A 26,254-nucleotide genomic window follows, 5' to 3' on the forward strand; every position below is an offset into this window, starting at 1 on the left:
GCCAAGTAGGGCTTTACCGCTTCGCCAGCCCCTTCGCCGCCATGCGCCAGACCAGGAGGTCGATGCGGTCCTGGCCGAAGAATGGCTCGTTCTCGAACACGAAGGTCGGCACGCCCCAATGGCCCGACGCGGCATGGTCCTTCTCGTTCTCCGCGATCACCTGCTCGTAGCGATCCGGGTCGGCAGTGATCGCGGCGTCCATGGCGGCGAGGTCGAAGCCGGCCTTCGCGGCGGCGCGCGCGAGATGGTCGCCTTCGTTCCACCCCGCGACCGAACCGTCCCACAGCACACGCGCGATCGCATAAGTGAATTCGAGCGAGCGGCCCTCGAGCTGCGCCATGGCGCCTAGCCGGGTCAGGCGATGGATGTAGGGCTGCTCGGCCGCGACGTCGAGCGTCGTCATGTCCTGCACGATCGGATCGGGCCGGGGAAAGCGGAACGGAATGCCTGCGTGCTCGGCGACACGGCGGCTGTCCAGCACGATGTAGCGCGCGAATTGCGGGCTGGCCTTCTTGAAGAAGCCGGGCACGCGGACCGCGATCGGGTAGACCGGCCGCAAGTTCACCGCGAGATCATACTCATCGACCAGCTTCAGCGTCCGGGGCAGTGCCAGATAGCTGTAGGGACTCCGAAACGAATAAAAGAGGTCGACGGACAGCGTCATCGCGCCGGCTCCGCGATCCCCCCGATCATGCTGCGGGCCACGACCTTGTGGAACGGCGTGATGATCATGAGGTAGGTCCGGCCGAGAAGATTGTTGGTCTTCACCAGCGTGGTCAATGTGACCTCGCGGCTCGGTGCATCCCCGGCCACGTCCACGACAATGCGAAAATCGAGGTGATAATCATTGAAGCCGGCGATCAGCCGCTCCGGCGTCTCGCTCAACACTGGAAACAGTCCGATCAGGCCGCCGGGCGCGGGCGCGCCTTCGCCTGATGTCTTCAGGCCGAAGGGCGTGACGAGAATGTTGCGCAGGCGCACCAGCGCACTGATCCAGCCCGCCTCGTTCAAGACCATCCGCGTGCAGGCCTCGCGGGCGTTGACCGCCGCGGCACCGATGTCGACGCGAAACGCGTCGATGAACTGCGCGCCGGCCAGCACCGCGCCGGCGTCGACATTGGGGGCGATTTCGCGAACCTGTCCGGTCATGCCGCCAGTCTGCGCGCCAGCATCCGGAAGCGCAAGATCAGAAGCCCGGCATAGACGAACGATCCGACCGAGAACCCGATCCAGACGCCGACCGCGCCGAGATGGGCGTTGAAGGCCAGCAGCCAGGCGACGGGAAAGGCGACGCACCAATAGCCGATCGCCGCGAACACCAGCGTCATCGTGGTGTCATTGATGCCGCGCAGCGCGCCGCCCATGATGGTCTGGAGGCCGTCGGCGATGAAGAAGGTCGCCCCGACCAGCAGCAATGTCGCGGTCAGCTCGACCGTTGCCGCGCTGGCCTCGCTGCTGCCGAAGAACAGCCGGCCCAGCTGGTAGCGCCCGAGGATGATGGCGACGGTCAGGGTGGAGACGAAGGCGATCCCGAGCACGGCCGCGACGAGGCCCGCGCGCCTCAAGCCGACCATGTCGCCGCGGCCGAAGGCATGGCCGACGCGCACCGTGGCCGCCATGCCGATACCCAGCGGCACCATGAACAGCACGGCGGTGACCTGCAGCGCGATCTGGTGCGCGGCGAGCGCCGTGGTCGAGATCAATCCCATCAGCAGCGCGGCCGAGGAGAACAGGCCATATTCCAGCAGCAGCGAAAACGAGATCGGCGCGCCGACCGCGACGAGCTGGCGCATCAGCGGCCAGTCGATCCGCCAGAGATGGACGAGCGGATGATAGTCGGCGAACGGCTTGCGCATCGCTGCGATGGCGAGCGCGGCGAGGAAGGTGCCGAGATTGACCAGCGTGGTCCCGAGTCCCGCGCCGAACAGGCCGAGCTCCGGCAGGCCGAACAGGCCGTGGATCAGCGCATAGACCAGCACGGCGTTGACCGGGATCGCGGCGACCGTGATCCACAGCGGCGCCTGCGGCCGGTTCACCGCGCTCATCATGCTGCGCAGCGCGATGAAGCCGAGCGCCGGCGCGATGCCCCAGGCGAGGCCGTTGAGATAGCGCTGCGCCAGCGCAGCCGATTGCGGCGCCTGGCCGAGCGCGAGCAGGATCTGCTCGCCATAGAGCGGCGAAGCCATCATCGGCAGCGAGATCAGCAGCGCGGCCCACAGCCCGACGCGTAAGGAACGGCGGATGCGCCTGACATCGCCGGCGCCGAACGCCTGCGCGGCCAGCGGCGACACCGCGGACATCAGGCCGAGCCCGAAAGTGAAGCTGACGAAATACACCGTATGCGCCAGCGCCGCCGCGGCAACCGCGCTCTCGCCGAGGTGGCCGATCATCGCGAGATCGGTCGTGATCATCGCGATCTGCCCGAGCTGCGTCAGCATCATCGGCACGGCCAGCCGCAGCGTCTCGACGAACTCTTCGGCGAGAAGCCCCCGTGGCACGCCGGCTTGCGGCTGCGATTGATGTTGGACGGTGTCGAGCATGGCGGGCTCATTAGCACAGCCGGGCGACGAAAACATGGCCTGCGCTCTCTTACCCTCTCCCCTTGTGGCAGAGGGTGGATCGCCGCATCGCGGCGAGACGGGTGAGGGGTCTCTATCCGCGAGTCCAGCTCTCACTGAATGCGCGGACAGATACCCCTCATCCGGCGCTTCGCGCCACCTTCTCCCGCAAGGGGAGAAGGAAGAAAGCGCCTCAGCCCTTCCGCTCCGGCACGCGCTTGATCTTCGCGCCCAGCGCGTTCAGCCGTTCCTCGATGCGCTCGTAGCCGCGCTCGATCTGGTCGGCGTTGTTGATGGTGGAGGTGCCTTCGGCGCACACGGCCGCGAGCAGCATCGCCATGCCGGCGCGGATGTCGGGCGAGGTCATGGTCGCGCCGTGCAGCCGGCTCGGGCCGGCGATGATGGCGCGATGAGGGTCGCAGAGAACGATACGCGCGCCCATCGCGATCAGCTTGTCGACGAAGAACATCCGGGACTCGAACATCTTCTCGAACATCAGGATCACGCCCTCGCATTGCGTGGCCGTGACGATCGCGATCGACATCAGGTCGGCCGGGAAGGCGGGCCAGGGCTGGTCTTCCAGCTTCGGCACGTGGCCGCCGAAATCGTCCTGGATCTTCAATGTCTGGTTTGAGGGCACGATGAGATCGTCGCCCTCGACCCGGCAGACGATGCCGAGACGCTCGAAGCCCATGCGGATCGAGCGCAAATGCTCGACGCCGGCGCGCGTGATGCGCAAGGGCGAGCGCGTCACGGCGGCAAGGCCGATCAGCGAGCCGACCTCGATATGGTCGGGCTGGATCCGGTAGGTCGCGCCGCCGAGCGTCGCGGGCCCATGGATGATCATGGTGTTGGTGCCGATGCCCTCGATCTTCGCGCCGAGCGCGACCAGGAAATTGGCGAGGTCCTGCACATGCGGCTCGGAGGCGGCGTTGCGCAGATAGGTGATGCCGTCGGCGGCGACCGCCGCGACCAGCGCGTTCTCGGTCGCGGTGACGCTGGGCTCGTCGAGGAACACGTCGGCGCCCGCGAGCTTGGCGGCGCGGAATTCGAGCCGGTCGGTCGCGGTGACCTTCGCACCCAACTGTTCCAGCGCCAGCACATGGGTGTCGAGCCGTCGCCGGCCGATGACGTCGCCGCCGGGCGGCGGCAGCATCACTTCGCCGCAGCGGGCGAGCAGGGGGCCGGCGAGCAGGATCGAGGCGCGGATGCGCACGCACAACTCGGGGTCGAGGTCGGCCGCGCTGATGCTCTTGGCGTGGATATGGAGCGTGTTGCGGGCGGTCCACTCCGCCGCGGCGCCGACGGAGCGGATCAGCTCGACCAGCGTCTCGGTGTCGCGGATCCGCGGCACGTTCTCCAGCGTCACCGGGTGCTCGGTGAGCAGGGCGGCGGCGATGATCGGCAGCGCCGAATTCTTGTTGCCGGACGGCTCGATCGAGCCCGAGAGCCGGTGACCGCCCTCGACGATGTACTGGATGGGCGCCAAATGGATTCTCGCTGTCCTGATGGGGTGGGGCGGGGCCTGTTTCGGGCGGAAACTATAGGGAATTGCGCGCGGTAGCAATTGCGCTGGGCGGGGCCGAGGGCCGGCCTGCCGGCTCCGGAAGACACTGCCAACCCCTCATGGTGAGGAGCGCGGAACGCGCGTCTCGAACCATGAAAGGCCCGGCTCTCGCCTGAAGCCATCCTTCGAGACGCCCGCTTTCAGCGGGCTCCTCAGGATGAGGACGGGAGCTTGTGGCAAGCCCCCTCAGAGCAGGCCGATGATATTGCCGACCACGTAGAGGATTGCGATCAGGATCAGCGCGCCGATCATGACGAAGGAGATTTCGATCGCGATGGCGCCGGTGCCGAGCAGGGCGGCGACACCGGCGAGGAGGCGCTCCTCCCGGAAAATCAGCGAGAGCACCGAGAGCAGGATGGCGAGCAGGCCGAGCGAGATCGCGGTGGCGGACGCGGCTTCGCTCCAGCTTCGGCCTGCGGATTTTTCGACCTTCGGCGCCTGGTACTCGACGCCCTTCACGCGCGCGATCACGCGGTCCTTGATACGATGCCCGGTGTCGACGATGACCTGGTCCGCCGGCGGCGGCGGAAACACCATGGGCACGACCCAGTGCGGCAGCACCGCCGCCATCAGCGCCAGCACACCGACCATGCTGCCGATGATCCCGAGACGGCGGGATGGCACGGCGGAGTTGGTCGTTGCAGAGGCGGTCATGGCGTGACACTCCCCGGCCGGAATTGGCCTTGCGGGGTCATGCCGTTTCGTCGCGTTGGCGGCTGGCGAGGTTCAGGGGAACGCCTGGTGTTGCCGCGAGGCGCTTCAATTGCGCAGCCAATTGATTGCGCCGCCCTCGCCTTTGACTTCGAAGAACATGAGATCGATGTAGATCGCAGCCGCGAGAACCAGCGCTCGCTCATCTTCGGTCAGGCCGGGTTCCAAATATTCCACGAGAAAACTATCGCGGTCCGTAAACAGTTCAGAGCCGAGGCCGGACCATTTTTTCGCAACGCGCGCGCGCTCTTGCGCTCCGCGCATGAACGGAAACGTCCACACGCGCCAGAATGGCGAACTGACCTCGAGCACCACTCTCCCCTGCGCATCGATCACATGGAAGCTCTTGGTGAGAATCGAAAACTGACGCTCGATGGTTCCGATGAGGCGGCCGTCGCGCGAATGCAGCTCCAGGCACTGAAAGAACCAGCGGAAGGGATGAACCCCGCGCATGACCGGCTGTCGGGTGTTGTCGAAAAAATGGATCTCGAAAGAGCGCCAATGCCCGAATGCCTGGCGCCACAGGAAACCGAGAAGTCCCTTTTGCTGTTCAGCCGCATAGAGCAGATCGCGACCGTTCTCGTCGCGGATGCGGTATTTGTTGCGGGTCTCGAAACCGAACAGCTCGGCCAGTTCGAAGGCCTGCTGCACGTACATTTGGCGCTGGCCAGCTAAAGTCGACAACATGCGTTCGGACCCTCTCCCGGTGCCGGCTACGCCATTTTGTCGCGATGGCAGGTGGGGAGGTTCAGGGGGCGCTGTTGCCCCAGTCGTCATGCCCGGGCTTGTCCCGGGCATCCACGCTCTTTGTTCCGCGAAATACGGAGTGGATGGCCGGGTCATAGGCAAGCGGAAGCGACGCCGTCCTTCGGACGGCTATGCCCGGCCATGACGCTGCCGAAGCGGCGTGGCCTCAGATATCGATCGTCGCGCTCAGCGAATGTTCCTGGATGAAGTCGCGGCGCGGCTCGACCACGTCGCCCATCAGCTTGGTGAAGATGTCGTCGGCCTCGTCGACCTCCTTGACCTTCACCTGCAGCAGCGAGCGCACCTCGGTGTCGAGCGTGGTCTCCCACAACTGCTCGGGATTCATCTCGCCCAGGCCTTTGTAGCGCTGCAGCGTGATGCCCTTGCGGCCGGAATCGGTGACCGCCTCGAACAGGTCGGACGGACCGTGCACCACGTGCTCAGAGTCCTTGCGCCGCAGCTTGCCGGAGCGGGCGTAGACGTCCTGGAGCTTGGACGCGTACTCGTCGAGCTTGCGGGCTTCGGCCGAGCCGAGCAGCGCGTCGTCGATAATGGCGGCTTCCTTGACGCCGCGCACGGTGCGCTCGAACAGGAAGCCCTGGCCCTCGACGAACTGGCCGACCCAGCCACGCTCGACCTCCTCGGCCTGGCTGTCCAGCCGGGTCGCAATGTACTGCGCGGCGGCCGTGGCGTTCTCGGGGTTGCCGTAAACCGACTTGTTCAGCACGCCGGTGATCGCGGCCTGCTCGACCACCTTGCGGTTATAGCGGCTGTGCAGATTGCGCAGGATGCTGCGGACCACGCGGGCATCGTCCACCAGCGCGCGCAGATCGCGCCCCGAGCGGTCGCCGCCGTTGCCGGGGATGTAGACGCAGTCGTCGAGACCGGCATCGATCAGATAGTCTTCCAGCGCGCGCTCGTCCTTCAGGTACTGCTCGGACTTGCCTCTGCTGACCTTATAGAGCGGCGGCTGGGCGATATAGAGATAGCCGCCGTCGATGATGTCGCGCATCTGCCGGTAGAAGAAGGTCAAGAGCAGCGTACGGATATGGGCGCCGTCGACGTCGGCGTCCGTCATCACGATGATCTTGTGGTAGCGCAGCTTGTCGACCGAGAACTCGTCGCTGATGCCGGTGCCGAGCGCGGTGATCAGCGTGCCGATCTGCTCCGACGACAGCATCTTGTCCGGGCGGACACGCTCGACGTTGAGGATCTTGCCGCGCAGCGGCAGGACGGCCTGGAATTCGCGATTGCGGCCCTGCTTGGCGCTGCCGCCTGCCGAGTCACCCTCGACGATGAAGAGTTCGGACTTGGCCGGATCCTTTTCCTGGCAGTCGGCGAGCTTGCCGGGCAGCGAGGAGACCGAGAGCGGGCTCTTGCGCGTCAACTCGCGCGCCTTTCGCGCGGCTTCGCGGGCAGCGGCGGCCTGGATCACCTTGCCGACGATCATCTTGGCTTCGCTCGGATGCTCCTCGAACCAGGCCTGGAGCGCCTCGTTGAGGACGTTCTCGACCACGGGACGCACTTCCGAGGACACCAGCTTGTCCTTGGTCTGCGACGAGAATTTCGGATCGGGCACCTTCACCGACAGCACGGCCGTGAGGCCTTCGCGGCAGTCGTCGCCGGTCAGCGCGATCTTTTCCTTCTTCGCATTGGCCTCGGCATAGCCGTTGACCTGGCGCGTCAGCGCGCCGCGGAAGCCGGCGAGATGGGTGCCGCCGTCACGCTGCGGGATGTTGTTGGTGAAGCACAGCACGTTCTCGTGGTAGCTGTCGTTCCACCACAGAGCGGCCTCGACGCCGATGCCATTGGCTTCCGAGCGCACCATGATCGGCGCGGGCACCAGGGCCTTCTTGTTGCGGTCGAGATATTTGACGAACTCCTCGACGCCGCCGGAATAGTGCATCTCCTCGCGCTTCTCGACCGCATGGCGCATGTCGGAGAGGATGATGTTGACGCCGGAATTGAGGAAAGCGAGCTCGCGCAGGCGATGCTCGAGGGTAGCGAAATCATATTCGACGTTCTTGAACGTCTCGGTCGAGGCCAGGAACGTCACCTCGGTGCCGCGCCGGCCCGGCGCGTCGCCGACCACCTTCAGCGGTGCGACCGCATCGCCATGGGCGAACTCGATGTAGTGCTCCTTGTCGTCGCGCCAGATGCGCAAGCCGAGCTTGCTCGACAGCGCGTTGACGACGGAGACGCCGACGCCGTGCAGACCGCCGGAAACCTTGTAGGAGTTCTGGTCGAACTTACCGCCGGCGTGGAGCTGGGTCATGATGACCTCGGCCGCCGAGATGCCTTCGCCCTTGTGGATGTCGACAGGAATGCCGCGGCCGTCGTCGCGCACGGTGACGGAATTGTCGGCGTTGAGCACGACATCGACGCGCGTGGCGTGGCCCGCCAGCGCTTCGTCGATCGCGTTGTCGACGACCTCGTACACCATGTGGTGCAGGCCCGAGCCGTCGTCGGTGTCGCCGATATACATGCCGGGGCGCTTGCGGACGGCATCGAGACCCTTGAGCACGCGGATCGATTCCGCACCGTATTCGCTCGGATTGGAGGGCTCGTTTTCGGCAGCGGGCTGCCGAGCAGGTTCTGTCATGAGAGGCCTTCGAAATGTCGCCCGAATCAGCGGCGCAAAAGGCGCTGATTTGCGAGCTATTTGTGCCACGAAAGAGGGCTTGCGCCTAGCGCAAAGTATCTCCCGGCAACCCTTTGACTAAATGGGGTTTTTGGGCCGGTTTTCAAGGCGTCCGAAGGCCGATTTCGGGCCCCGCAAAAAGGCCGATTCGAGAGGCGGTTTCGCCTCCTCGAAGGCGTGGATTTTGCGGGGTGCGGAGGGCTGTTCCGGAGTGCCCGGAAACAGGGCGCCGGGCTCAGTAGATCTGGTCCGATTTCCTGTCGTCGTCATCGAACCTGAGCGACCAGGTCTCGCCTGCGGCCACGGTAATGGTGTCGGAGCGCAGCCGATGGCCGGACACCTGCAGCGCATAGGGATACGTGCCGGGCGGCAGATCCAGCATTTGCGGGTGATTGACGCCACCTGCAATTTCGATGGTCTGATCGTTGATCGTCAGCGAAGCCACATCAGGCACGAGATAACCGAAGATCAGCCGCGCCTGTCCTGGCATCGGCAGGAAGTTGGCCTTGGCCGCGGCCTCGGTATTCCGCTGCACCAGCTCGATCGTGGTCTCGCCCTTGGCGCGGCCAAGCTTCAGCGTGCCCGGCCCCTTGGGGGAGGCGAAGGTGAGCCGAGCGCGATCGGCGGCGACCATCGCGCCCTCAGGCTTTTCCTGCCAGCCGCGCTTTCCGAGCTCTGCGCGGTAGAAGGCGAGTACGTCGCTGAGGTCTGCGGGCACCTGGGCTTTGACTTCGAGCCGGAGCGGGACTTCGATGCCGTCCACCTTCGTGGTGCTGAGATTTCCGTGGCTGGATCGCTTCGGCACCGGCATGTCGGCGTGGGAATCTGCTGCGGTCAGCGGCTCCTGCGAGCAGCTTGCAAGAAGCAAGAGGCCGCACGCCAACAGCCGCCATCGTGCCGGGACCTTCGCCCCTCGCCCTGCCGTCGCCATATCCGCTCTCCGGGGATGTCGCGCCTCGCGCTCCTCGCGCGAGGCAGTGGCTGCGATACGGTCGCCGCCGCCATCACTAGTCGCCCCGCGAACCGGACAGGTTCAACCCGGCCAGTACAGGTGCTGGGGTACGGTTCAGTACATCTGCAACGGCAGCACGTCGCCGCTCGGGCCCACCATCAGGCCCCAGGCATCGCCGGCGGCGACCGTGAGGGTCTCGCTGCGGGCCGGACGCCCAGGCGTACGCAGCGCGTACTGGTAGGTGCCGGGTGCGAGGTCGAGCATCGGGCCCTTCGGCGATTGCGGGCCGCCGGCGCCGGCCGCGATCTTGATGGTCTGCTTGTTGATCGTGAGCGAGGCTTCCTTCGGTCCGATATTGCCGAACATCACCCGGGCCTGGCCGGGCTTCGGCATGATGTCGGCCTTGGTCGCGGCCTCCGGATTCTTCTGCGCCAGGTTGACCGTGGTCTCGCCCTTGGCGCGGCCGAGCTTGAGCACGGCGGGGCCTTGCGGCGAGGTGAAGTCGATCTGAGCGCGTTCCGCGGACACGACCGCGCCGTCGGTCTTTTCCTGCCAGCCGAGCTTTCCAAGCTCGGTGCGGTAGAACGCCAGCACGTCGCCGAGCGGGGCCGGGATGCTCGCTTCCAGCTCGCGGCGGAACGGCATCTCCGTGCCCGGCAGCTTGGTGGTGGCGAGCGAGGTCGACGAGCGCTGCGTCGGAACGGGCAATTGGGACTCGGTGTCGGGCTTGAGCGGCTCGGACGATTTGGCCTGCACCTCCGCGGGTTTGGCGACGGCCATTTTGAGGCCCGATCCCTCGGCGCTGACCCGCACCTTGGGACCCATCTGCATCACCGTGAAGGAGATCGATTTGCCGCTCTTGGCAAACTCCAGCATCGCCATGTTGGGCTGGTTGATGACCGAGGGCCGCTCGTTCCAGCCCATCGGCTTCAGCGAGGCCCGGTAGAACGCGGTCAGCGCCTTCACGCTCGAGGCCGACGAGAATTCGAGGCTGCCGTCGCCGCCTTCGAACTTCACACCTTCGGCGTTCTCCGGCAGCGGCACCGGCGTCTTGCTGTCGGCGAGCGCATTGAGCGGCGCATCGGACAGCGCGGCCGCCTGCACCTTGCGCCGCGCCTCGTCGGCGGTGATGAGCTGCTTGGCCGCACCCAGGGCATCGCTGAAGAATTTCTCGTCGGCTTCCTTCTTGGCCTTGAGCCGGGCCGCAAGCGCGGCTTCCGTCAGCTGGGTCGCCATGCTGACCATGGTGAAATCATATTTGCGGCCGATCCGCAGCACGCCGGTTTCCTCGGCGTTGGAGACCTTGATGGCGACCTCGTCGCCGGCGGCGAGCGGTACGCTGCCATTCACCTGCCAGCCGCGTGCGGCGAGCTCACGATGGTAGAACGCGAGCACGGCGGGCAGATCGGCCATCACCGCGGCCGACATTTCGCGCTTGGCAGACGACGCGCCGCCGAGGCTCTTGGCCGACTTGGTCGGATTCGGCCGCGGCAGGCCGGCCAGATCGCTGTCGGCCTTGAGCTCGGCGGGCAGCGCGAAGGGCGCGACGCGGATGTCGACATTGGTGCGGCCGTCGTCACGGCGCGTCAGCGTCAGCATGACGGGCTTCTGCCTGTAGAAGCCGGTGACCTCGCTGTCGGGATGCGCGTAGAACGCGCGCACGCCGTTCGGCACGGTCTCGTCGAGGCTCGTGGTCCAGCGCGCCGCCGTTTCCGGCGTGAGCTTCTGCCAGCCGATCGCATCCATCTGGCTCTTGTAGAAGTCCGCCGTCGCATCGAGCGCTGTCGCGGCGATGCAGCCGAGATAGGGCCGCGTGCCGTCGAACATGATCTCGCTCGCGCCGTCGGGGAACGGCACGTTGCCGTAGATCCGGTCGGTCGAGTAATAGACCACGGACTGGTCGGGCCGGCCGAGCGCTTGCGTGAAATGGACCGACAGGCCCTGCCGTCCCTTCTTGAAATTCAGCGTGGTGCTCTTCTCTTCCAGCGGGCGCACATAGGGCACCCAGCCGGCCGCGCTGAGCATCTTCTTCACCGCGGGCGACGTCACCGATTCCGGCGTCGGCATGCGATATTCGACGCGGTAGGGATCGGGGCGCGATGTGTCCTCCACGGCGCCCTCGAGTTGCGGCAGCGCATGGACGTCGACGATGCCCTCGTCGGCGGCGGCCGCAATCGAGCAGCTCGCCATCAGGAAAAGCCCGCAGGCAAGCGGCCGCCAGCGAGCCGGGACCTGCGTCCCGCGCTTGATCATCGACATCGCAAAACTCCTGGATTTCGCGCGGGGTCGATCCCTCGCGCATTCGCAGGCTGCGACACCGTCGGCGCGGCCTCAGATCAGAAGTCGCGGCAGGAACCGGGCAGGTTCAACCGGGTAGGGGCCGATCGCGGGAGGCTTAATACAGATGAAGCGGTGACCACGCGTCGCCGTCGCGTCCCACCGTGAGCTCCCAGGTGTCGCCGGCCGCAATGACGAGGGTGTTGGCCTGGGCCGGATGGCCCGGCACGGTCACCTCGTACGGATATTTGCCGGGCGGCAGATCCAGCGCGACGGCATTGGTGCCGCGGGCGCGCGTGACGGTCCGCGCATCGATCGTGAGGACGGCTTCCGTCTCGGCGATGTTGCTGAACACCACCTTGGCCTGGCCGGGTTCGGGCATGACGTTCGCCTTCGTCGCCGTGTCCGCATTCTTTTGCACGAGCTCGACCGCGGTGCTGCCGTCCTTGCGCTGCAGCTCCAGCAGCGCCGGTCCCAGCGGAGAAGCGAAGGTGAGCTGCACGCGGTCGGCGGCGATCACCGCGCCGTCGTGCGTCTCCTGCCAGCCGAGCTTGCCGAGCTCTGTGCGGTAGAAGGCCAGCACGTCGCCGAGCTCGGCCGGCACGGTGGCCTCGAGCCTGGTGCGGAGTGGCGCCTCGATGCCGCTCACCACGGTGGTGTGGGTACCCCTGTAGCTGAAGCGGGTCGGCGCGGGCAGCTTGGCCTCGGGATCCGGCGTGAGCTCGCCCGAGAACAGCGCCGACAGATGCGGCACCAGGGCGCTGCTGCTTGCCGCGAACAGGCAGATGCCGAGGAAAGCGAGGCCGCACGCAAACGCCCGCCATCGTGCCGGGGCGCGAGCCCCGGTCCTTACCGTTCGCATTGTCACTCTCCAAGGGAATCGCGCGCTTCAAGGACGTCGCGATAGCAACGGCTGCGACACCGTCGGCGCGGCCTCTGGCAGCTAGTCGCGACGGAAAACGCTCGGGTTCAATGCGAAGTCTAGCGCCGCGCCGAAACCCGTCCGCTCTCGACGTCAAAGACTTCGCCGCCCGCGCCGATCTCGGCGAACGCGGCCGGGTCCGCGCCGGTCAGCCACACCTGCGCGCCGAGCTTGCGCAGCTCGTCGAACAGCGCGGCGCGCCTGTTGGGATCGAGATGGGCGACGACCTCGTCGAGCAGCAGCAGCGGCACGATGCCGGTCATCTCGGCGACCAGCGTGGCGTGCGCCAGCACAAGGCCGATCAGCAGCGCCTTCTGCTCGCCCGTGGACGCGTCGCGCGCGGGCATGCTCTTCGGCGCATAGACGACCTGGAGATCGGTGAGATGCGGGCCGTCGGTGGTGCGGCCGGCGATGGCATCGCGCGCGCGGTTGTCGCGCAGGATCTGGCGGTAGCGGTCCTCGACTGACGTCGCGGTCTCGCTCAGCAGCGCGTTCTCCATCCAGCCGTCGAGTGCGATGTGCGCGGACGGAAATGCCGAGGCCTGCGCGCGCGCGTTCAGCATGCCGGTCAGGCGCGCGGCGGTCTGGCCGCGCGTGGCGGCGACCGCGACGGCGAGCTCGGCGGTCTCGCGCTCGATCGCGTCACACCAATGGTCATCGTAATTGCGGGTCTCGAGCAGGCGGTTGCGCGAGCGCAGGGAGCGTTCGAGCGCGTTGATGCGGCTGGAATGATCGCTGTCGATGGCGAGCACCAGGCGATCGAAGAAGCGCCGGCGCTCGGAGGCTGCGCCCATGAACAGCCCGTCCATCGCCGGCGTCAGCCACACCATGCGGATGTGGTCGCCGAAGCTGGCCGCGGAATTCACGGGCTCGCGGTCGATGCGGCAGCGCCGGCTCACCGGGCTGTCCGCGCGCGGCGGCTCGATGCCGGTGCCGAGCGTCGCCAGCCCCAGCGCGCCCTCGACCTGCGCCGACACCGCCCAGGAGCCGTCGCCCTGGTTGTCCGCGACGTCTTCCAGCGTAGCGCGGCGCAAGCCCCGGCCCGGCGACAGGAACGAGATCGCCTCGATGCAATTGGTCTTGCCCGCCCCGTTCGGCCCGACCAGCGCCACCATGTCAGCCGCCGTCTCGAGCCCCGCCGCCCGATAATTGCGAAAATGCGTCAGCGTCAGGCGATGAATGCGGGAGGGGGTCATGTCACTCTGTCATTGCCGGGCACCCACGTTCCTGGCTCCGAAGACGTGGATGGCCGGGACGAGCCCGGCCATGACGATGTAGTCGATAGGTATGGATGCCGGTAGGTCTCACACCCGCATGGGCATCAGCACGTACAGCGCGCTCTTGTCGTCCTTGTCCTGCACCAGCGTCGGCGAGCCGGGGTCGGCGAGCCTGAGCGTTGCGACGTCGCCTTCGATCTGGGCGGCGATGTCGAGGAGGTAGCGGGAGTTGAAGCCGATATCGAGGGCGTCGGAGGCGTATTCGACCTCGAGCTCTTCGGTCGCGCTGCCGGAATCCGGGTTGGTCACCGACAGCACCAGCTTGCCCGCCGACAGCGACAGTTTCACCGCGCGGCCGCGCTCGCTGGAAATCGTCGAGACGCGGTCGACCGCGTTCTCAAAATCCTTCTTGTCGACGACGAGCTCCTTGTCATTGCCCTGTGGGATGACGCGGCCGTAGTCCGGGAAGGTGCCGTCGATCAGTTTCGAGGTCAGCACGACGTTGCCGATGGTGAAGCGGATCTTGGCCTGCGACAGCTCGATCGTCATCTCGGCGTCGGTGTCCTCGATCAGGCGCTGCACCTCGCCGACCGTCTTGCGTGGCACGATGACGCCGGGCATGCCCTCGGCGCCCTTGGGCTGCACGAGGTCGAGCTGGGCGAGGCGATGGCCGTCGGTGGCGACGCCGCGCAGGGTTGCGGCCTTCGCTGTGCCGGCGGCGTGCAGATAGATGCCGTTGAGGTAGTAGCGCGTCTCTTCCGTCGAGATCGCGAACTGGGTGCGGTCGATCAGCCGCTTGATGTCCTTGGCGGCGAGCGAGAACGAATGCGACATGTCGCCGGCGGCCAGGTCCGGGAAATCGTTCTCCGGCAGCGTCTGCAGCGTGAAGCGCGAGCGGCCGGCGCGGATCGCCAGCACGGCGCGGTCGCCGTCGGCTTCCAGCACGATCTGCGAGCCGTCGGGCAGCTTGCGCACGATGTCGTAGAACATGTGCGCCGGCACGGTGGTGGACCCCGCGGTCGCGGTTTCCGCCGCCAGCGTCTCGGTCACCTCGAGGTCGAGGTCGGTCGCCTTCAGCGACAATTTGGCATTCTCGGCCCGCACCAGCACGTTGCCGAGGATCGGGATCGTGTTGCGGCGCTCGACCACGCGGTGGACATGGCCCAATGACTTCAGGAGTTGCGCGCGTTCGACCGTAACCTTCATTGCACTACTCGCCCGATCCCCAAGGAAACCTAACGTTGGAAAAGCCGGGCGCCCCAAAAAGCCCGCCGCGGCACCGATGACCCCGACAGGCCGGATCATCCAGCCGATATGACCAAAGCCGTCAGGGTCGCGCAAGGTGGCTCGGATGGCCCCCGGATTCAAGGGATCGGGGGTCAGTTCCGCACGATTCCCACGATTTACCGCCCGAACGAAAACCGCCGCCCAGGCGTGGCCGGGGCGGCGGGAGAATGGCAGGAGGCCTAGGCCTTTATTCCTGAAGCTGGCGCTTCAGCGATTCCACTTCCTCCGACAGCGCGGTGTCCTTGGAGACCAGCGCCTCGATCTTGCGGACCGCGTGCAGCACCGTGGTGTGGTCGCGTCCGCCGAAGCGGCGGCCGATCTCCGGCAGCGAGCGCAGGGTCAGCGTCTTGGCGAGGTACATCGCCACCTGGCGCGGGCGGACCACGTTGGCGGTACGTCGCGAGGAGAGCAGGTCGGAGCGGCTGACATTGTACTGCCGTGCCACGACGCGCTGGATGTCCTCGATCTTGATCCGCTTCGGCTCCTGCGGCCGGACCAGGTCGCGCACCTCGCGCTCGGCCATCTCCAGCGTCACCGGCTGGTTGTTGAGCTTGGAATGCGCCAGCAGGCGGTTGATGGCGCCTTCGAGATCCCGGCCGTTATGGGTGATGGTGCGGGCGAGATAATGCAGCACCTCCTCCGGCACGTCGAAGGTTGCATGGTGCGCGCGGGCGGCGGCGACGCGCGACTTGAGAATGCCGTGACGCAGCTCCTCGCCGAGCGAGCCCATCTCGACCACGAGGCCGCCGGCAAGCCGCGAGCGGACGCGATCGTCCAGGCTCTCGAGATCGGACGGCGGACGGTCGGCCGCGATCACGACCTGGCGGCCGGCGTCGATCAGCGCGTTCAGCGTGTGACAGAACTCGGCCTGGGTCGACTTGCCCTGCAGGAACTGCAGATCGTCGATCACGAGCACGTCGATGCCGCGTAGCGCTTCCTTGAAGGCGAGCGCCGTCTGCGTCTTCAGCGCGGCGACGAAGCCGTACATGAACTTCTCGGCGGTGAGATACAGCACCTTGCGCTCGTTGCCGGAATTGCCGGCCCAGGTCACGGCCTGGAGCAGATGCGTCTTGCCGAGGCCGACGCCGGCATGGATGTAGAGCGGGTTGAACATGACGGGATCACCGCGGCGACCCTCGGCGACCTGACGCGCGGCCGCATGGGCCAGCGTATTGGAGCGGCCGACGACGAAGCTCGCGAAGGTCAGGCGCGGATCGAGCGGCGAGCCGCCGAGCGCATCATGATTGGCCGAGACCGGCGCGGTCGCGGTGGAACGCAGCTCGGGAGCAGGCACGCGGCGTGCCTCGACCGGCGCGGGCGCTTCCTTCGGCTGCACCACAGGGCGCACCGCGGAGCGAACGGTGAGGTCGATGCGATGCACTTCGGGCATCTCGGCCTGCCAGCACGACAGCACGCGCTCGGCATAATGAGCCTGGATCCAGCTCTTCAGGAAGCGCGTGGGAACCGAGAGCCGTACGCTCTCATCCTGCACGCCTTCCAGATCCATGCGGGCAAACCAGCTCGTATAGACGTCTTCGCCAACGTTCGAGCGCAGCCGGTTCTTCACGCGCGACCAGCGATCCTGTTCCGATGTGTTCATCGTCAAAAAACTTCTCTTGAGAGATTTAGTTGCGTGGTGAGCGCCATGCAGAGTTCCTGCCATCAGGGTTTCTGGCATGGAGCGACCTCAAAGCGAGCCCATCGTCAGGCATGGCTCGGCCGTTCGGCGAGAACGCCGCGTCCGGTCAGCGATGTCAGAGATGGAGGGTTCGCGAGGTCAGCGCGTACTCGGCGCTCCGTCACACACGGGAGGCTGGAGGTCGGACTGAATTAAACCGGCATCGGTCGAATGGGCGACGTGCTTCAATACCGCGTTGAGTCCGTAAGACATGATACCTCCCCGTCCTGCCGTGATTGCTCACGGCAAGGTCCTGCGTGTCCATAAGACATCCGCGGTTGTCTTGGTCTCGCGGATGCCTGCCCGTGTACGTGTCGTCCGCTCGACTTCGCCCTCATGCGTGCCGGGGTAGCTTCGCGACGTCTCTCGTTTGCGCCTGGCGCGAGCAGGATGCGAAACATCCTGCTTGGAGACATTCAGACAAAGATCTACCGTTCCCACGTGATGTGGGTTGTGAACCGACTATCGCTTGTTGATGCGTCGCCAACGTGCACACCGCCGCCGATTTGCACGCTCGCCCCGTTTCCGATACCGCGCTGGTCTCAAGATCGTGGGCGCCGCTGACGACTTAAGGAATACACTATGCGGAAAGACTCGCAACGAAATTGATTCAGACTTGAGGCATCTAAAAACTTGACCAGCGTTAACGCCGCGCGGGACTTGTTCACAGGTTACGAAGCAAGTTTTTGGATTCGTGCACAGATTCGAAAACGGCGTGTCTCATGTGACAATTCTCGCTCGTCGCCAAAAAATTTTTACAAAAGCGTCACGCGCGCGACGCGCGGGGGAATTTTCCAAATGCTTGTGATTGCTATGTCGATAAGTGATTAGCGAGACATCGCTTTTTGAGTCTCGTTTCGGAGGGTAACTCCACCGGCAGTAGTGTTCCGGTGAATCTACGGTGTGCAGAACTTCTGCCCGCTAGGATTCATCTTAGCCCCGCGCCGCAGGGGTTTTTCGCAACGCAGTGAAGGTTTCCGCTGTTGCAAAAACTCCCGCAGTAAAACTACGGAGCGCATCATAATGCGGACGAGGCAAATCTTCCACTCGGAGATTGCGAGGCGGATGGATGCTTGCGTGAATATGACAGGCAACAAAAAAGCCCGGCGCGATGCCGGGCTCTTTGTCGTGCCGACCGGATCAACCGATCAGATGATGTCGCAACTTACTTGGCGAGCTTGGCGATCTGCGCGGTGAGGCGCGAGACTTTGCGGCTGGCGTTGTTCTTGTGAATGATGTTGCGCTGCGCAGCACGCATCAGCGCGGGCTCGGCATTCGCCAGCGCCTTGACGGCGGCAGCGCGGTCGCCGGTCGCGATGGCTTCCTCGACAGTGCGCACGGCGCCGCGCATCTGGGTGCGGCGCGACTTGTTGACGGCGGTGCGGCGGGCGATCTTGCGCGTCGCTTTCTTGGCGGAAGTGGTATTGGCCATGGTCTCAATATCCTTTGCGGGTACCGGTCGCGTCTTGGTCGGGTAGCGCCGGCTTGCTTGACCGCGGAATCGACGCTCGGATTTAGGGTGTTCGGTTGCTGGGCCGTCCCCGGAACATGAGGCCTAAACAGCCTGCAACTGCTCAAAGAACAGCGGCGGCAGGATTGCGCCCGCCGCCAGTTGGCGCCCTTATAGAGAGGGTCTGTGGCACCGTCAACGCTTTCCGGGCTGGAAAACCGCCCTTTAGCGGGTTGGACGGGCGCCGTAACGTCCTGAAGAGGTTGAATTTCTGCCGCCTTGCGGCTATTGGCTGGCGGCATTTCCAGGGCGCGTCCGATCGGACGGCCGTATAGGGTGGGGCATGATCCGCGGCTTTTTTCGACTGATCGGGCTGTTGCTGCTGGCCGGCGGGTTCATCTTCATGGTCTATGACGGCGCCCGCTGGGTTGCCGACCAGACCCTCAAATTCACCCGGTTCGGCCAATTCTGGAACGACATCAACCAGGCCAGCCAGACCGCGTTCCGGACCTGGGTCGAGGCCAAGGCGCCCTGGCTCTGGACCTCGGTGATCCGCCTCGTTCTGGACCAGCCGGTGTTCGCCGTCCTCGGCATTCTCGGCATTCTGCTGATGCTGCTGTTCCGGCCGCGCAAGCCGCTGATCGGCTATTCCCGAGATTGAACTTTCAATTCTCGCCCGGGATTGAACTTCAATTCCCGCCGGGATTGAGCCTCGCGCCGAGCGCGGCGTAACAACGCTGCCGGTTCCTCCGTAGACACCTATATTCCCACCTGATCGCGAGCGCGCCGCCTGAGCAACTGGCTCACGCGACGGACCGCTCGTTGCGGAGACCCATCATGCTGTTCATGCGCAAGACCACCGCATTGCCGAACGCAGCGGAAGCGCTGCCGGGCCGTGCGCAAGCCATTCCGACCGCGACCTTCCATTTCGTCAACGGCAACACGTTGAAGCCGCCTTACCCTGCCGGCCTCGAGCAGGCGGTGTTCGGCCTCGGCTGCTTCTGGGGTGCCGAGCGCAAGTTCTGGGAGCTCGGCGACGGCATCTATACGACCGCCGTCGGCTATGCCGGCGGTCACACGCCGAACCCGACCTATGAAGAGACCTGTTCGGGACGCACCGGCCACACCGAAGTGGTGCTGGTCGTGTTCGATCCGAAGAAGATCTCTTACGAGCGTCTGTTGAAGACGTTCTGGGAGAGCCACAATCCGACGCAGGGCATGCGCCAGGGCAACGATTTCGGCACGCAGTACCGAAGCGCGATCTACACTTATGGCGATGCGCAGGAGAAGGCGGCCGATGAGTCGAAGGCGCTCTATCAGAAGGCGCTTGCAGCGAAACGTCTCGGCGCCATCACCACCGAGATCGCGCCGGCCGGCGAGTTCTATTTCGCCGAGGACTACCATCAGCAATATCTGGCGAAGAATCCCGCCGGCTATTGCGGCCTCGGCGGCACCGGCGTGTCCTGTCCGATCGGCGTCGGTGTGAGCGCGTAAGCTCGCCACGAACTCGTCGTCATGCCCGGGCTTGTCCCGGGCATCCACGTTCTTGGTGCTGCACGAAGATCGTGGATGGCCGGGACAAGCCCGGCCATGACGATGTGGAGAGGCCGCCGTCACCTCGCCCCATCGCCCCCCTCAACGCTTTATTAACCATAACCGGTGCATCACTGGGGCATCTCGTTTCGAGGGATGGGTCCTGTGCCGGTTGCACGCGCGTTTCGATGGTCGATCTTGGCAGCGTCCGCCGCGCTGGCCCTGGGCGGCTGCATGCAGACCACCGGCCCCGTCGCGATGGTCCAGCCCCGCCCCGATCTCGACTCCATGGCCTATGGCCAGCCCTACGGCGCGCCGCAACCCGTCGTCGTCGCCAATAGCGGCGGCGGTGCCATCGCCGCGCTCAGCAACTCCTTCGCCGCCTCGCCGATGCCGGTCGGCTACGCCGGGCCGATGGCGGGGCCGGCGCGCTACGACGCCTCCTACCATCTCGATGCCGGCGACAAGCTCCGCGTCGTGGTCTACGGCCAGGAAGGTCTCACCAACAGCTACGCCATCGATGCCGGCGGCTCCATCACCATGCCGCTGATCGGCGCGGTGCCCGCGCGCGGCCGCACCACTGCAGGGCTCGCCGGCGAGATCGCCGCGCGCCTGCGCAACGGCTACATCCGCGAACCCTCGGTCGCCGTCGAGATCGACACCTACCGTCCGTTCTTCATCCTCGGCGAAGTCTCCGCGCCCGGGCAATATCCCTATGTGCCGAACATGACAGTCGAAAGCGCCGTCGCCATCGCCGGCGGCTTCTCGCCGCGCGCCAAGCGCGATGTCGTTACCGTCACGCACACCGAAGCCGGCGGCTCCATGCGCGCCGTCGTGCCGCTCGGCACTCCCCTGGCGCCGGGCGACACCGTGTTCGTCGGCGAGCGCTGGTTCTAGCTCACCGCCTGAAATCCAGCCGCCCGTTCGGAAAACGTCCGTCGATCCTGCCGGCATCGATTACGCGCCCGACCCATGGCCGCATGATCGCGGGATTGGTCAGGTTGATGTATTTGCCGACCAGCCGCGTGCCCTCGCGCGAAGCATCGATCAGCCCGTGCCGGCGGCCATGGTCCCAGTCAAAGCGCAGATAGATCCGCTCGCCCGCAACCCGCACCTCGGCGCGTCCGTCCTTCCATGCTTCCGGCGTATCGCCGGCGATCGTCGGATCCGCACCGCCATTCCAGCGGCTGGCCCAGACGCCTTCGAGCCGATCGGACGGCGTAGCGATGGAAGCCCACGCCGCCGCATTGAGATCGGCCGCATCGCCGGCAAGCGTTGCCGTTGCGGCATAGTCCATGACGTCTCGATCGTTCGGCTCCGGGACGTCCATGGTTCCGAACGGATTGCGGATGACGATGTTCGTATTGGCCTGCTGCATGACGATCTCCCGGCGTGAGTTGGCGTGTTCGGCCAGCTCTATCGCCGGGTGTCAGGCTGCAGCCACCCGATTTCCGAGGTGTCATTGCCGGGCTTGACCCGGCAATCCATCGACATGGGCAAAGCTTCGCTTGATGGATGCGCGGGTCAAGCCCGCGCATGACGTCAGGCGCTACTTCTGCAAATGCTTCGCGAAAAATTCCATGCTGCGCGGCCATGCGATGTCGGAGCTCGCCTTGTCGTAGCTCGGCCGCTCGTCGCAATGGAAGCCGTGCTGGGCGCCGGGATAGACGAAGACCTCGACGTCCGGGCGCTTTGCCTTGACCGTCTCGACGTCGGTCAACGGGATGCCGGCATCCTTCTCGCCGAAATGCAGCTGCGTCGGCACTTTCGGCTTGTCATCGGCAAAGCGCACGACGGCACCGCCGTAATAGCCGATCGCGGCCTTCAGGCCTGTCAATCGCGTCGCGGCGACGAAAGCGACGCTGCCGCCGAGACAGAAGCCGATGATGCCGACCGGGCCGACGGTCTTCACCGCATCGATCGCGGCCTGGGTGTCGCGCAGCATCGCGGCCCAGTCCGGATTGGCGACGAACTTGCGTGCCTCGGCGATCTCGTCGGGCGTATAGCCGGACTGGAAGTTCGGCGTGGTGCGGTCGAAGATCGACGGCGCGATCGCGACATAGCCTTCTTTGGCGAGGCGGTCGCAGACCGAGCGGATGTGGTGATTGACCCCGAAGATCTCCTGGATCACCACGACCGCGCCCTTCGGCGTGCCCACGGGATCGGCGCGATAGGCGCCGAGCTGGAAATTATCGGAAGCCGTCAGCTTGATGTCTTGTCCCACGCGGGTTGTCCTTTTTGGTTGTTGCGAACTCAACGTTTCCCCTCATCCTGAGGAGCGCGCCCTTCGCGCGCGTCTCGAAGGATGAAAGGCCGGGATGCAGCAGCGGGGCCTGCATCCTTCGAGACGCTTGCTGCGCAAGCTCCTCAGGATGAGGGGCGGCACCTACTCCCACATCCAGTTCTCGCCGTAATCCTCCTTCCATCCCGCCAGCCGTCCGTGACGGAACTGCAGGAACAGGCGGTGGCGGTAGGGGATCAGCCCGCTGCCGCCGATGTTGCGGAGCGCGAGATAGATCTCGTTGCCGGGCCGCCCGCGCACATATTGCAGCGTCTGCCCGAGGGCGCGCGCGGTCTGCTCGGCATCCATGCCGTAGGCAAGCGGCGTGTTGTTCGACAGCGTGGTAACGAAGGGCTGGCGCGGCGGCGGCGCGCCGAACGGCTCGGCCTGCGCGGGCATCGACAGCATCATTGCGCCCGCAACCACCATCGCTCGCTTCATTGCCTGGGATCCTTCTGCCAGCCTATGGCAAGTTCTTCAGGAAAGGCACCACCGCGTCAACAAAAGCCTGCGGCTGATCGATGTTGACGGCGTGTCCGGCGGCGGGAATCACGACCTTTTGTGCGCCGGGAATTTTTGCCGCCATGTAGTCGGAAGCGGCGAGGAACGGCGTGTCGTCGGCGCCGACCACGATCAGGCTGGGCACCCTGATGTCGGGCAACAGCTCGATCACGCGCGCATCGCGCTGGGTCAGCATGCCGCGTGCGGCCAGCGCCAGCCCTTTGGCGTTGCGATGGCTCGCGGTGGCGCGCTCGCGCGTCGCGGATTTCAGCATCGCGAGCCCCTCCTGGTCGAGCTTGCCCGCGGTGGTCAGCGCCCGCGCGTTCCAGGCCTCGCGCGCATCGTCTTTCTTGAAGCCGGGGCCGGTGTCGATGATCAGCAGCGCGCGGGTACGCTCCGGGTGCGCGCGATAGAAGGCGAGCGACATGTAACCGCCGAGCGAGAGGCCGCCGATGATGGCGCGCGTCGCGCCGACCGCGTCGAGGATCGCCGCGATGTCGCCGACGGTCAGCTCTTCGCTGTAGGCCCCGGGATCGTCGGGGTAATCGGACTGCCCGTGGCCGCGCATGTCCCACAGGATCAGCTTGTGATCCCTCGCGAGCGCATCGACCTGGCCGTGCCACATCGCCGAGGTCGAGGAGTAGCCGTGGGTGAGCAGCAATGGCGGCCCCTCGCCATGGACCTCGTAATAGATGCTGACGCCGTCCCGCTCGACCCTTGGCATGTTTCCACCCTTCTTGTTTTCGCTTTCATTCTAGCCGGGATCGTTTCGATGGCGCGATTGGCCCCGGCGCATGGGCCGGATGAGGCTTGATGGCCTCGGCCTGTCATGGCGCTCGAAAAACCCCAGCAATTACAATGATTGGCCTACTGTGCATGGGGTTGTTTTCGCACTTTGCTATTCCGGCCCTGCAGGCCGAAATCCCTAAAATTGCGGGCAGTTCCGAAGGGTTCCATTGAGTACGCCTCTTAAGGCCCGGAGAACCTGATCCGGCTTAGGCTGATGCCAAATCCCGACCCGTGCCCTCAGTGCTTTGGGGAAGCCATGAACGCCTCTGTCAAATCCGCCGCCAAACGCCGGCTTCTGCTCGCCTCCGACCGGAGCGACGAGAGCACCGAGCTCGCCAGCATCCTGAAGGCGGTCGGCGACGTCTCGACGGTGACGACGCAGGACATCCCCGAGCAGCCCTCGCGCGATCTCTCCGGTCTCGTCGTCGATATCAACCTGCGCTCGCCCGAGAGCGTGCAGCGCGTGCGCAACAAGCTGCGCGGCGACGCCTATCGTTCGATGCCGCGGCTGTTCGTGCTTGCGGATGCCCTGCACCACGGCACCATGCAGGCCTGGGCGCTCGGCGCCACCGATACGATCTCGCGGCCGCTCCGGCCCGAGGACATCCTGCAGCGCATCCGCGCCGCGTTCCCGGACACCGCGACCTATGACGCGACCGATCGCGGCAAGACGCTCAACCGCGGCGTCGAGGCGGCGCATGCGGTGCTGGCGAAGATGTTCGAGAAGCTGCCGCTCGGCGTGCCCCTGACCTTCGACGACGTCATCGCGGCCGAGAGCAAGATCCTGAAGGCGATCAAGCACTCCTCGCTGCGCGAATGGCTCACCACGGTCGGCTGCCATCACGTCGGCAGCTATCGCCATTGTCTCTTCGTCACCGGCTTCGCGGTCGCGTTCGCGCAGCATCTCGGCATGCGCGAGGACGACCAGCGCCGCCTGACCCGTGCCGCGCTGCTGCACGACGTCGGCAAGGCCTTCGTTCCCTCGAACCTGCTCGACAAGCCCGGCAAGCTCAACGACGAGGAGATGGCCGAGGTCCGTCAGCATCCGCGCCGCGGCTATGACGCGCTCGCCGCGCAAGGCGGCTTCCCGCCGGAGATGCTCGACGTCGTGCTGCATCACCACGAATTCCTCGACGGCAGCGGCTATCCCAACGGCCTGTCGTCGAACCAGATCAGCGACATCGTGCGCCTGACGACCATCGTCGACATCTACGCAGCATTGGTGGAGAAGCGCGCCTACCGCATGCCGTTCACGCACTCGCGTGCGTTCACGATGATGGAAGGCATGGGCGGCAAGCTCGACCAGCAATTGCTGCAGGCCTTCCGCCCGGTGGCGCTGGGGTCGTTCTAGGCGAGATGCGACTGATTTAACGGCGCTGCGCCACATCCTCGGTGTCGTCCCGGCGAAGGCCGGGACTCATCACCCCAGGGAGTAGTTTGGCGAAGATTCGTCGTTCGGTACGACGACCGATCGTAGTCGATAGATCACGCGGTATGGGTTCCGGCCTTCGCCGGGACGACATCTTTACCCCACCATCTTCCGCAGCTCCGCCTTCGCCACCTTCTCCAGCGTCGAGCGCGGCATGTCGTCGACGAGATGGATCTCGCGCGGCAGCTTGAAGTCGGCGAGACCGGCGCGGCAGGCTTCCATCACGCGGTCATGGAAATCGAACGGCGCAGCCGCGACGCCGCCATGCGGGATGATGAACACGACCGGCACCTCGTCCAGCATCGGATGCTTCTTCGCCACGACGGCGGCCTCGCGCACGCCCGGCACCACCGCGATCACCTGCTCGATCTCGGACGCCGCGACGTTCTCGCCGCCGACCTTCAGCATGTCCTTGGCGCGGTCGCCGAACTTGATGAAGCCGTTCTGCAGCCGGTCGACGCGGTCTCCGGTGAGGAAGAAGCCGTGCTCGTCGAAGCTTTCGCGTGTCGCCTTCTCGTTGTGCAGATATTCGGCGAACAGCGACAGGCCGGGAATGCCCTTGATTGCAAGGTTGCCGGTACCGCCGATTTCGGTCGGCCGTCCGTCGTCGTCGGTGATGCGGATCTCGTATTCGGGCGCGGCACGGCCGATCGACATGGGTATGTTGGGCTGGTCGACCTCGCCGACGATGCCGTGGGTGATGGTCTCGGTCATGCCCCACCAGCCGATCATCTTGACGCCGAACGCGGCGAAGGCCGGCGGCTCGTTGATCGCGGTGCCCCACAGGCGGAATTTGTGGTCCTTCGGGATCTCCTGCTCGAGCAGCGCCTTCATGCAGAACGGAATGGTCGAGGTCCAGGTCGCGCCGTGCTCGCGCGCGACGCCCCAGAACCGGCTCGCGGAGAAGCGCGGCTGGATCACGCAGGTGGCGCCGACCCACAGCGTCGCCAGCATGGAATAGGCGAGGGCGTTGGTGTGGAACAGCGGTAAGTAGGCCTGGTGTACGTCGCTCGCATGCAGGTCCTCATGCGCAGCGTTGATCTTGGCGCCCCACAGCGCGTTGGCGTGGGTCCACAGCACCGCCTTCGGCCGCGAGGTCGTGCCGGAGGTGTACTGCACGCTGCACGGCGCCAGCGGATCGGTCGCGCGCCGCGGGCGATCGGCGCTGTCGGCGAACAGGGATTCAAAGCTGTCGCCGCGCGAGACCGCTTGCGCAGCCGCGCCGGCATCATGCGAGGTCACCGCCATCCAGCGAATGTTACGGCAGTTCTGCGCGACGATCTCCGCATAGGCCGGCTGCGTGATCGCGGCGACGGCGCCGCAATGATCGGCGAAATAGGCGATCTCGGCCGGCGCCGAGCGGGTGTTGGTGGTGACCGCGATGGCGCCGAGCTCGACGCAGGCAAACCAGGCCAGCAGCGCCTCGATGCAATTGTCGAGGTGAATGAGCACATACTCGCCCGGCTTCACGCCGCGCTTGGCCAGCCCCGCCGCGAGCGCGCCGACCCGCTCGTGAAACTCGCCATAGCTCCAGCGCCGCGCCGGCGCGTCGAACGGCGCCCAGATCAGGAACGGATGATCACGCCGGACCTCGGCGCGCATCCTCAGGAGCCAGGGCACGTCGAGCCCGTCGAACGGACCCACGATTCCGGCTGCGGATTGATGAACTGGCATGGCTCCCCCCGTTGCGGCCTGCATCTTGCTGGCGGCTGCG

Annotated in this window: 23 protein-coding genes; 4 read left to right on the plus strand and 19 right to left on the minus strand. The window is 65.8% G+C overall.

Annotated elements, in window-relative coordinates:
- Positions 1–13 precede the first annotated feature (13 nt).
- The 14 genes from A7X65_RS14630 to rpsT form a co-directional block, all read right to left on the minus strand.
- Positions 14–664, minus strand: coding sequence for a 2-hydroxychromene-2-carboxylate isomerase (locus A7X65_RS14630; protein WP_063685870.1), 651 nt, complete (start codon positions 662–664; stop codon positions 14–16).
- Entirely contained in the window at positions 661–1,149 is a 489-nt protein-coding gene (locus A7X65_RS14635) for a DUF2867 domain-containing protein (protein ID WP_063685872.1), read from the minus strand. The genes A7X65_RS14630 and A7X65_RS14635 overlap by 4 nt, the downstream gene beginning before the upstream one ends.
- Entirely contained in the window at positions 1,146–2,540 is a 1,395-nt protein-coding gene (locus tag A7X65_RS14640) for an MATE family efflux transporter (RefSeq protein WP_063685874.1), read from the minus strand. Before A7X65_RS14640 ends, A7X65_RS14635 begins: the two co-directional genes overlap by 4 nt.
- Positions 2,541–2,751: 211 nt before the next feature.
- On the minus strand, positions 2,752–4,047 hold the full coding sequence (gene murA / locus A7X65_RS14645) for a UDP-N-acetylglucosamine 1-carboxyvinyltransferase (protein ID WP_063685887.1): 1,296 nt from the start codon (positions 4,045–4,047) through the stop codon (positions 2,752–2,754).
- A gap of 264 nt (positions 4,048–4,311) precedes the next feature.
- On the minus strand, positions 4,312–4,779 hold the full coding sequence (locus tag A7X65_RS14650) for a hypothetical protein (protein ID WP_063685889.1): 468 nt from the start codon (positions 4,777–4,779) through the stop codon (positions 4,312–4,314).
- A 105-nt stretch (positions 4,780–4,884) separates the two neighbouring features.
- The gene (locus A7X65_RS14655) at positions 4,885–5,523 is read right to left on the minus strand and encodes a phospholipid scramblase-related protein (RefSeq protein ID WP_145657403.1); all 639 of its coding nucleotides are present in this window, start codon (positions 5,521–5,523) and stop codon (positions 4,885–4,887) included.
- Positions 5,524–5,749: 226 nt separating this feature from the next.
- Entirely contained in the window at positions 5,750–8,185 is a 2,436-nt protein-coding gene (gene gyrB, locus A7X65_RS14660; protein WP_063685894.1) for a DNA topoisomerase (ATP-hydrolyzing) subunit B, read from the minus strand.
- Positions 8,186–8,459: 274 nt separating this feature from the next.
- Entirely contained in the window at positions 8,460–9,092 is a 633-nt protein-coding gene (locus A7X65_RS14665) for a hypothetical protein (protein ID WP_347336379.1), read from the minus strand.
- Positions 9,093–9,290: 198 nt separating this feature from the next.
- Positions 9,291–11,435 (minus strand): hypothetical protein, encoded by a 2,145-nt coding sequence (locus A7X65_RS14670; RefSeq protein ID WP_063685898.1) that lies wholly within the window; start codon positions 11,433–11,435, stop codon positions 9,291–9,293.
- A gap of 136 nt (positions 11,436–11,571) precedes the next feature.
- Positions 11,572–12,315, minus strand: coding sequence for a hypothetical protein (locus A7X65_RS14675; RefSeq protein WP_063685900.1), 744 nt, complete (start codon positions 12,313–12,315; stop codon positions 11,572–11,574).
- Positions 12,316–12,434: 119 nt separating this feature from the next.
- A complete protein-coding gene (gene recF, locus A7X65_RS14680; protein WP_063685902.1) occupies positions 12,435–13,571 on the minus strand; it encodes a DNA replication/repair protein RecF in 1,137 nt (378 codons plus the stop codon).
- Positions 13,572–13,679: 108 nt separating this feature from the next.
- A complete protein-coding gene (dnaN, locus tag A7X65_RS14685) occupies positions 13,680–14,798 on the minus strand; it encodes a DNA polymerase III subunit beta (RefSeq protein WP_063685904.1) in 1,119 nt (372 codons plus the stop codon).
- Positions 14,799–15,066: 268 nt separating this feature from the next.
- Positions 15,067–16,479: a chromosomal replication initiator protein DnaA gene (gene dnaA / locus A7X65_RS14690; protein WP_063685906.1), complete on the minus strand. Its 1,413-nt coding sequence runs from the start codon at positions 16,477–16,479 to the stop codon at positions 15,067–15,069.
- Positions 16,480–17,722: 1,243 nt separating this feature from the next.
- Positions 17,723–17,989, minus strand: coding sequence for a 30S ribosomal protein S20 (gene rpsT, locus A7X65_RS14695; protein ID WP_027563963.1), 267 nt, complete (start codon positions 17,987–17,989; stop codon positions 17,723–17,725).
- A gap of 361 nt (positions 17,990–18,350) precedes the next feature.
- Between rpsT and A7X65_RS14700 the strand changes: the two genes are divergently transcribed.
- From A7X65_RS14700 to A7X65_RS14710, 3 genes are all read left to right on the plus strand, one after another.
- Positions 18,351–18,668, plus strand: a complete 318-nt coding sequence (locus A7X65_RS14700; protein WP_063685908.1) for a hypothetical protein — start codon at positions 18,351–18,353, stop codon at positions 18,666–18,668.
- 176 nt (positions 18,669–18,844) lie between these two features.
- Positions 18,845–19,501 carry a peptide-methionine (S)-S-oxide reductase MsrA gene (gene msrA, locus A7X65_RS14705; protein ID WP_063685910.1) on the plus strand — a complete coding sequence of 219 codons (657 nt, stop codon included), beginning with the start codon at positions 18,845–18,847 and terminating at the stop codon, positions 19,499–19,501.
- A 204-nt stretch (positions 19,502–19,705) separates the two neighbouring features.
- The gene (locus A7X65_RS14710) at positions 19,706–20,437 is read left to right on the plus strand and encodes a polysaccharide biosynthesis/export family protein (protein ID WP_063687699.1); all 732 of its coding nucleotides are present in this window, start codon (positions 19,706–19,708) and stop codon (positions 20,435–20,437) included.
- 1 nt (position 20,438) lies between these two features.
- Here the strand turns inward: A7X65_RS14710 and A7X65_RS14715 are convergent, their stop codons facing one another.
- From A7X65_RS14715 to A7X65_RS14730, 4 genes are all read right to left on the minus strand, one after another.
- On the minus strand, positions 20,439–20,918 hold the full coding sequence (locus A7X65_RS14715) for a hypothetical protein (RefSeq protein ID WP_063685912.1): 480 nt from the start codon (positions 20,916–20,918) through the stop codon (positions 20,439–20,441).
- Positions 20,919–21,089: 171 nt separating this feature from the next.
- The gene (locus A7X65_RS14720) at positions 21,090–21,764 is read right to left on the minus strand and encodes a dienelactone hydrolase family protein (RefSeq protein ID WP_063685913.1); all 675 of its coding nucleotides are present in this window, start codon (positions 21,762–21,764) and stop codon (positions 21,090–21,092) included.
- A gap of 162 nt (positions 21,765–21,926) precedes the next feature.
- Positions 21,927–22,262, minus strand: coding sequence for a hypothetical protein (locus A7X65_RS14725; protein ID WP_063685915.1), 336 nt, complete (start codon positions 22,260–22,262; stop codon positions 21,927–21,929).
- Positions 22,263–22,284: 22 nt separating this feature from the next.
- Positions 22,285–23,046, minus strand: a complete 762-nt coding sequence (locus tag A7X65_RS14730) for an alpha/beta fold hydrolase (RefSeq protein WP_063685917.1) — start codon at positions 23,044–23,046, stop codon at positions 22,285–22,287.
- A 321-nt stretch (positions 23,047–23,367) separates the two neighbouring features.
- Between A7X65_RS14730 and A7X65_RS14735 the strand changes: the two genes are divergently transcribed.
- Complete coding sequence (locus A7X65_RS14735) at positions 23,368–24,462, plus strand: HD-GYP domain-containing protein (protein WP_063685919.1); 1,095 nt, start codon at positions 23,368–23,370, stop codon at positions 24,460–24,462.
- Between the two features lie 174 nt (positions 24,463–24,636).
- Here A7X65_RS14735 and A7X65_RS14740 read toward each other — a convergent pair whose 3' ends face one another.
- Positions 24,637–26,214 (minus strand): AMP-binding protein, encoded by a 1,578-nt coding sequence (locus A7X65_RS14740; protein ID WP_063685921.1) that lies wholly within the window; start codon positions 26,212–26,214, stop codon positions 24,637–24,639.
- Positions 26,215–26,254 lie beyond the last annotated feature (40 nt).

Origin of the sequence: Bradyrhizobium stylosanthis (assembly GCF_001641335.1) — a bacterium.
GTDB lineage: Bacteria > Pseudomonadota > Alphaproteobacteria > Rhizobiales > Xanthobacteraceae > Bradyrhizobium > Bradyrhizobium stylosanthis.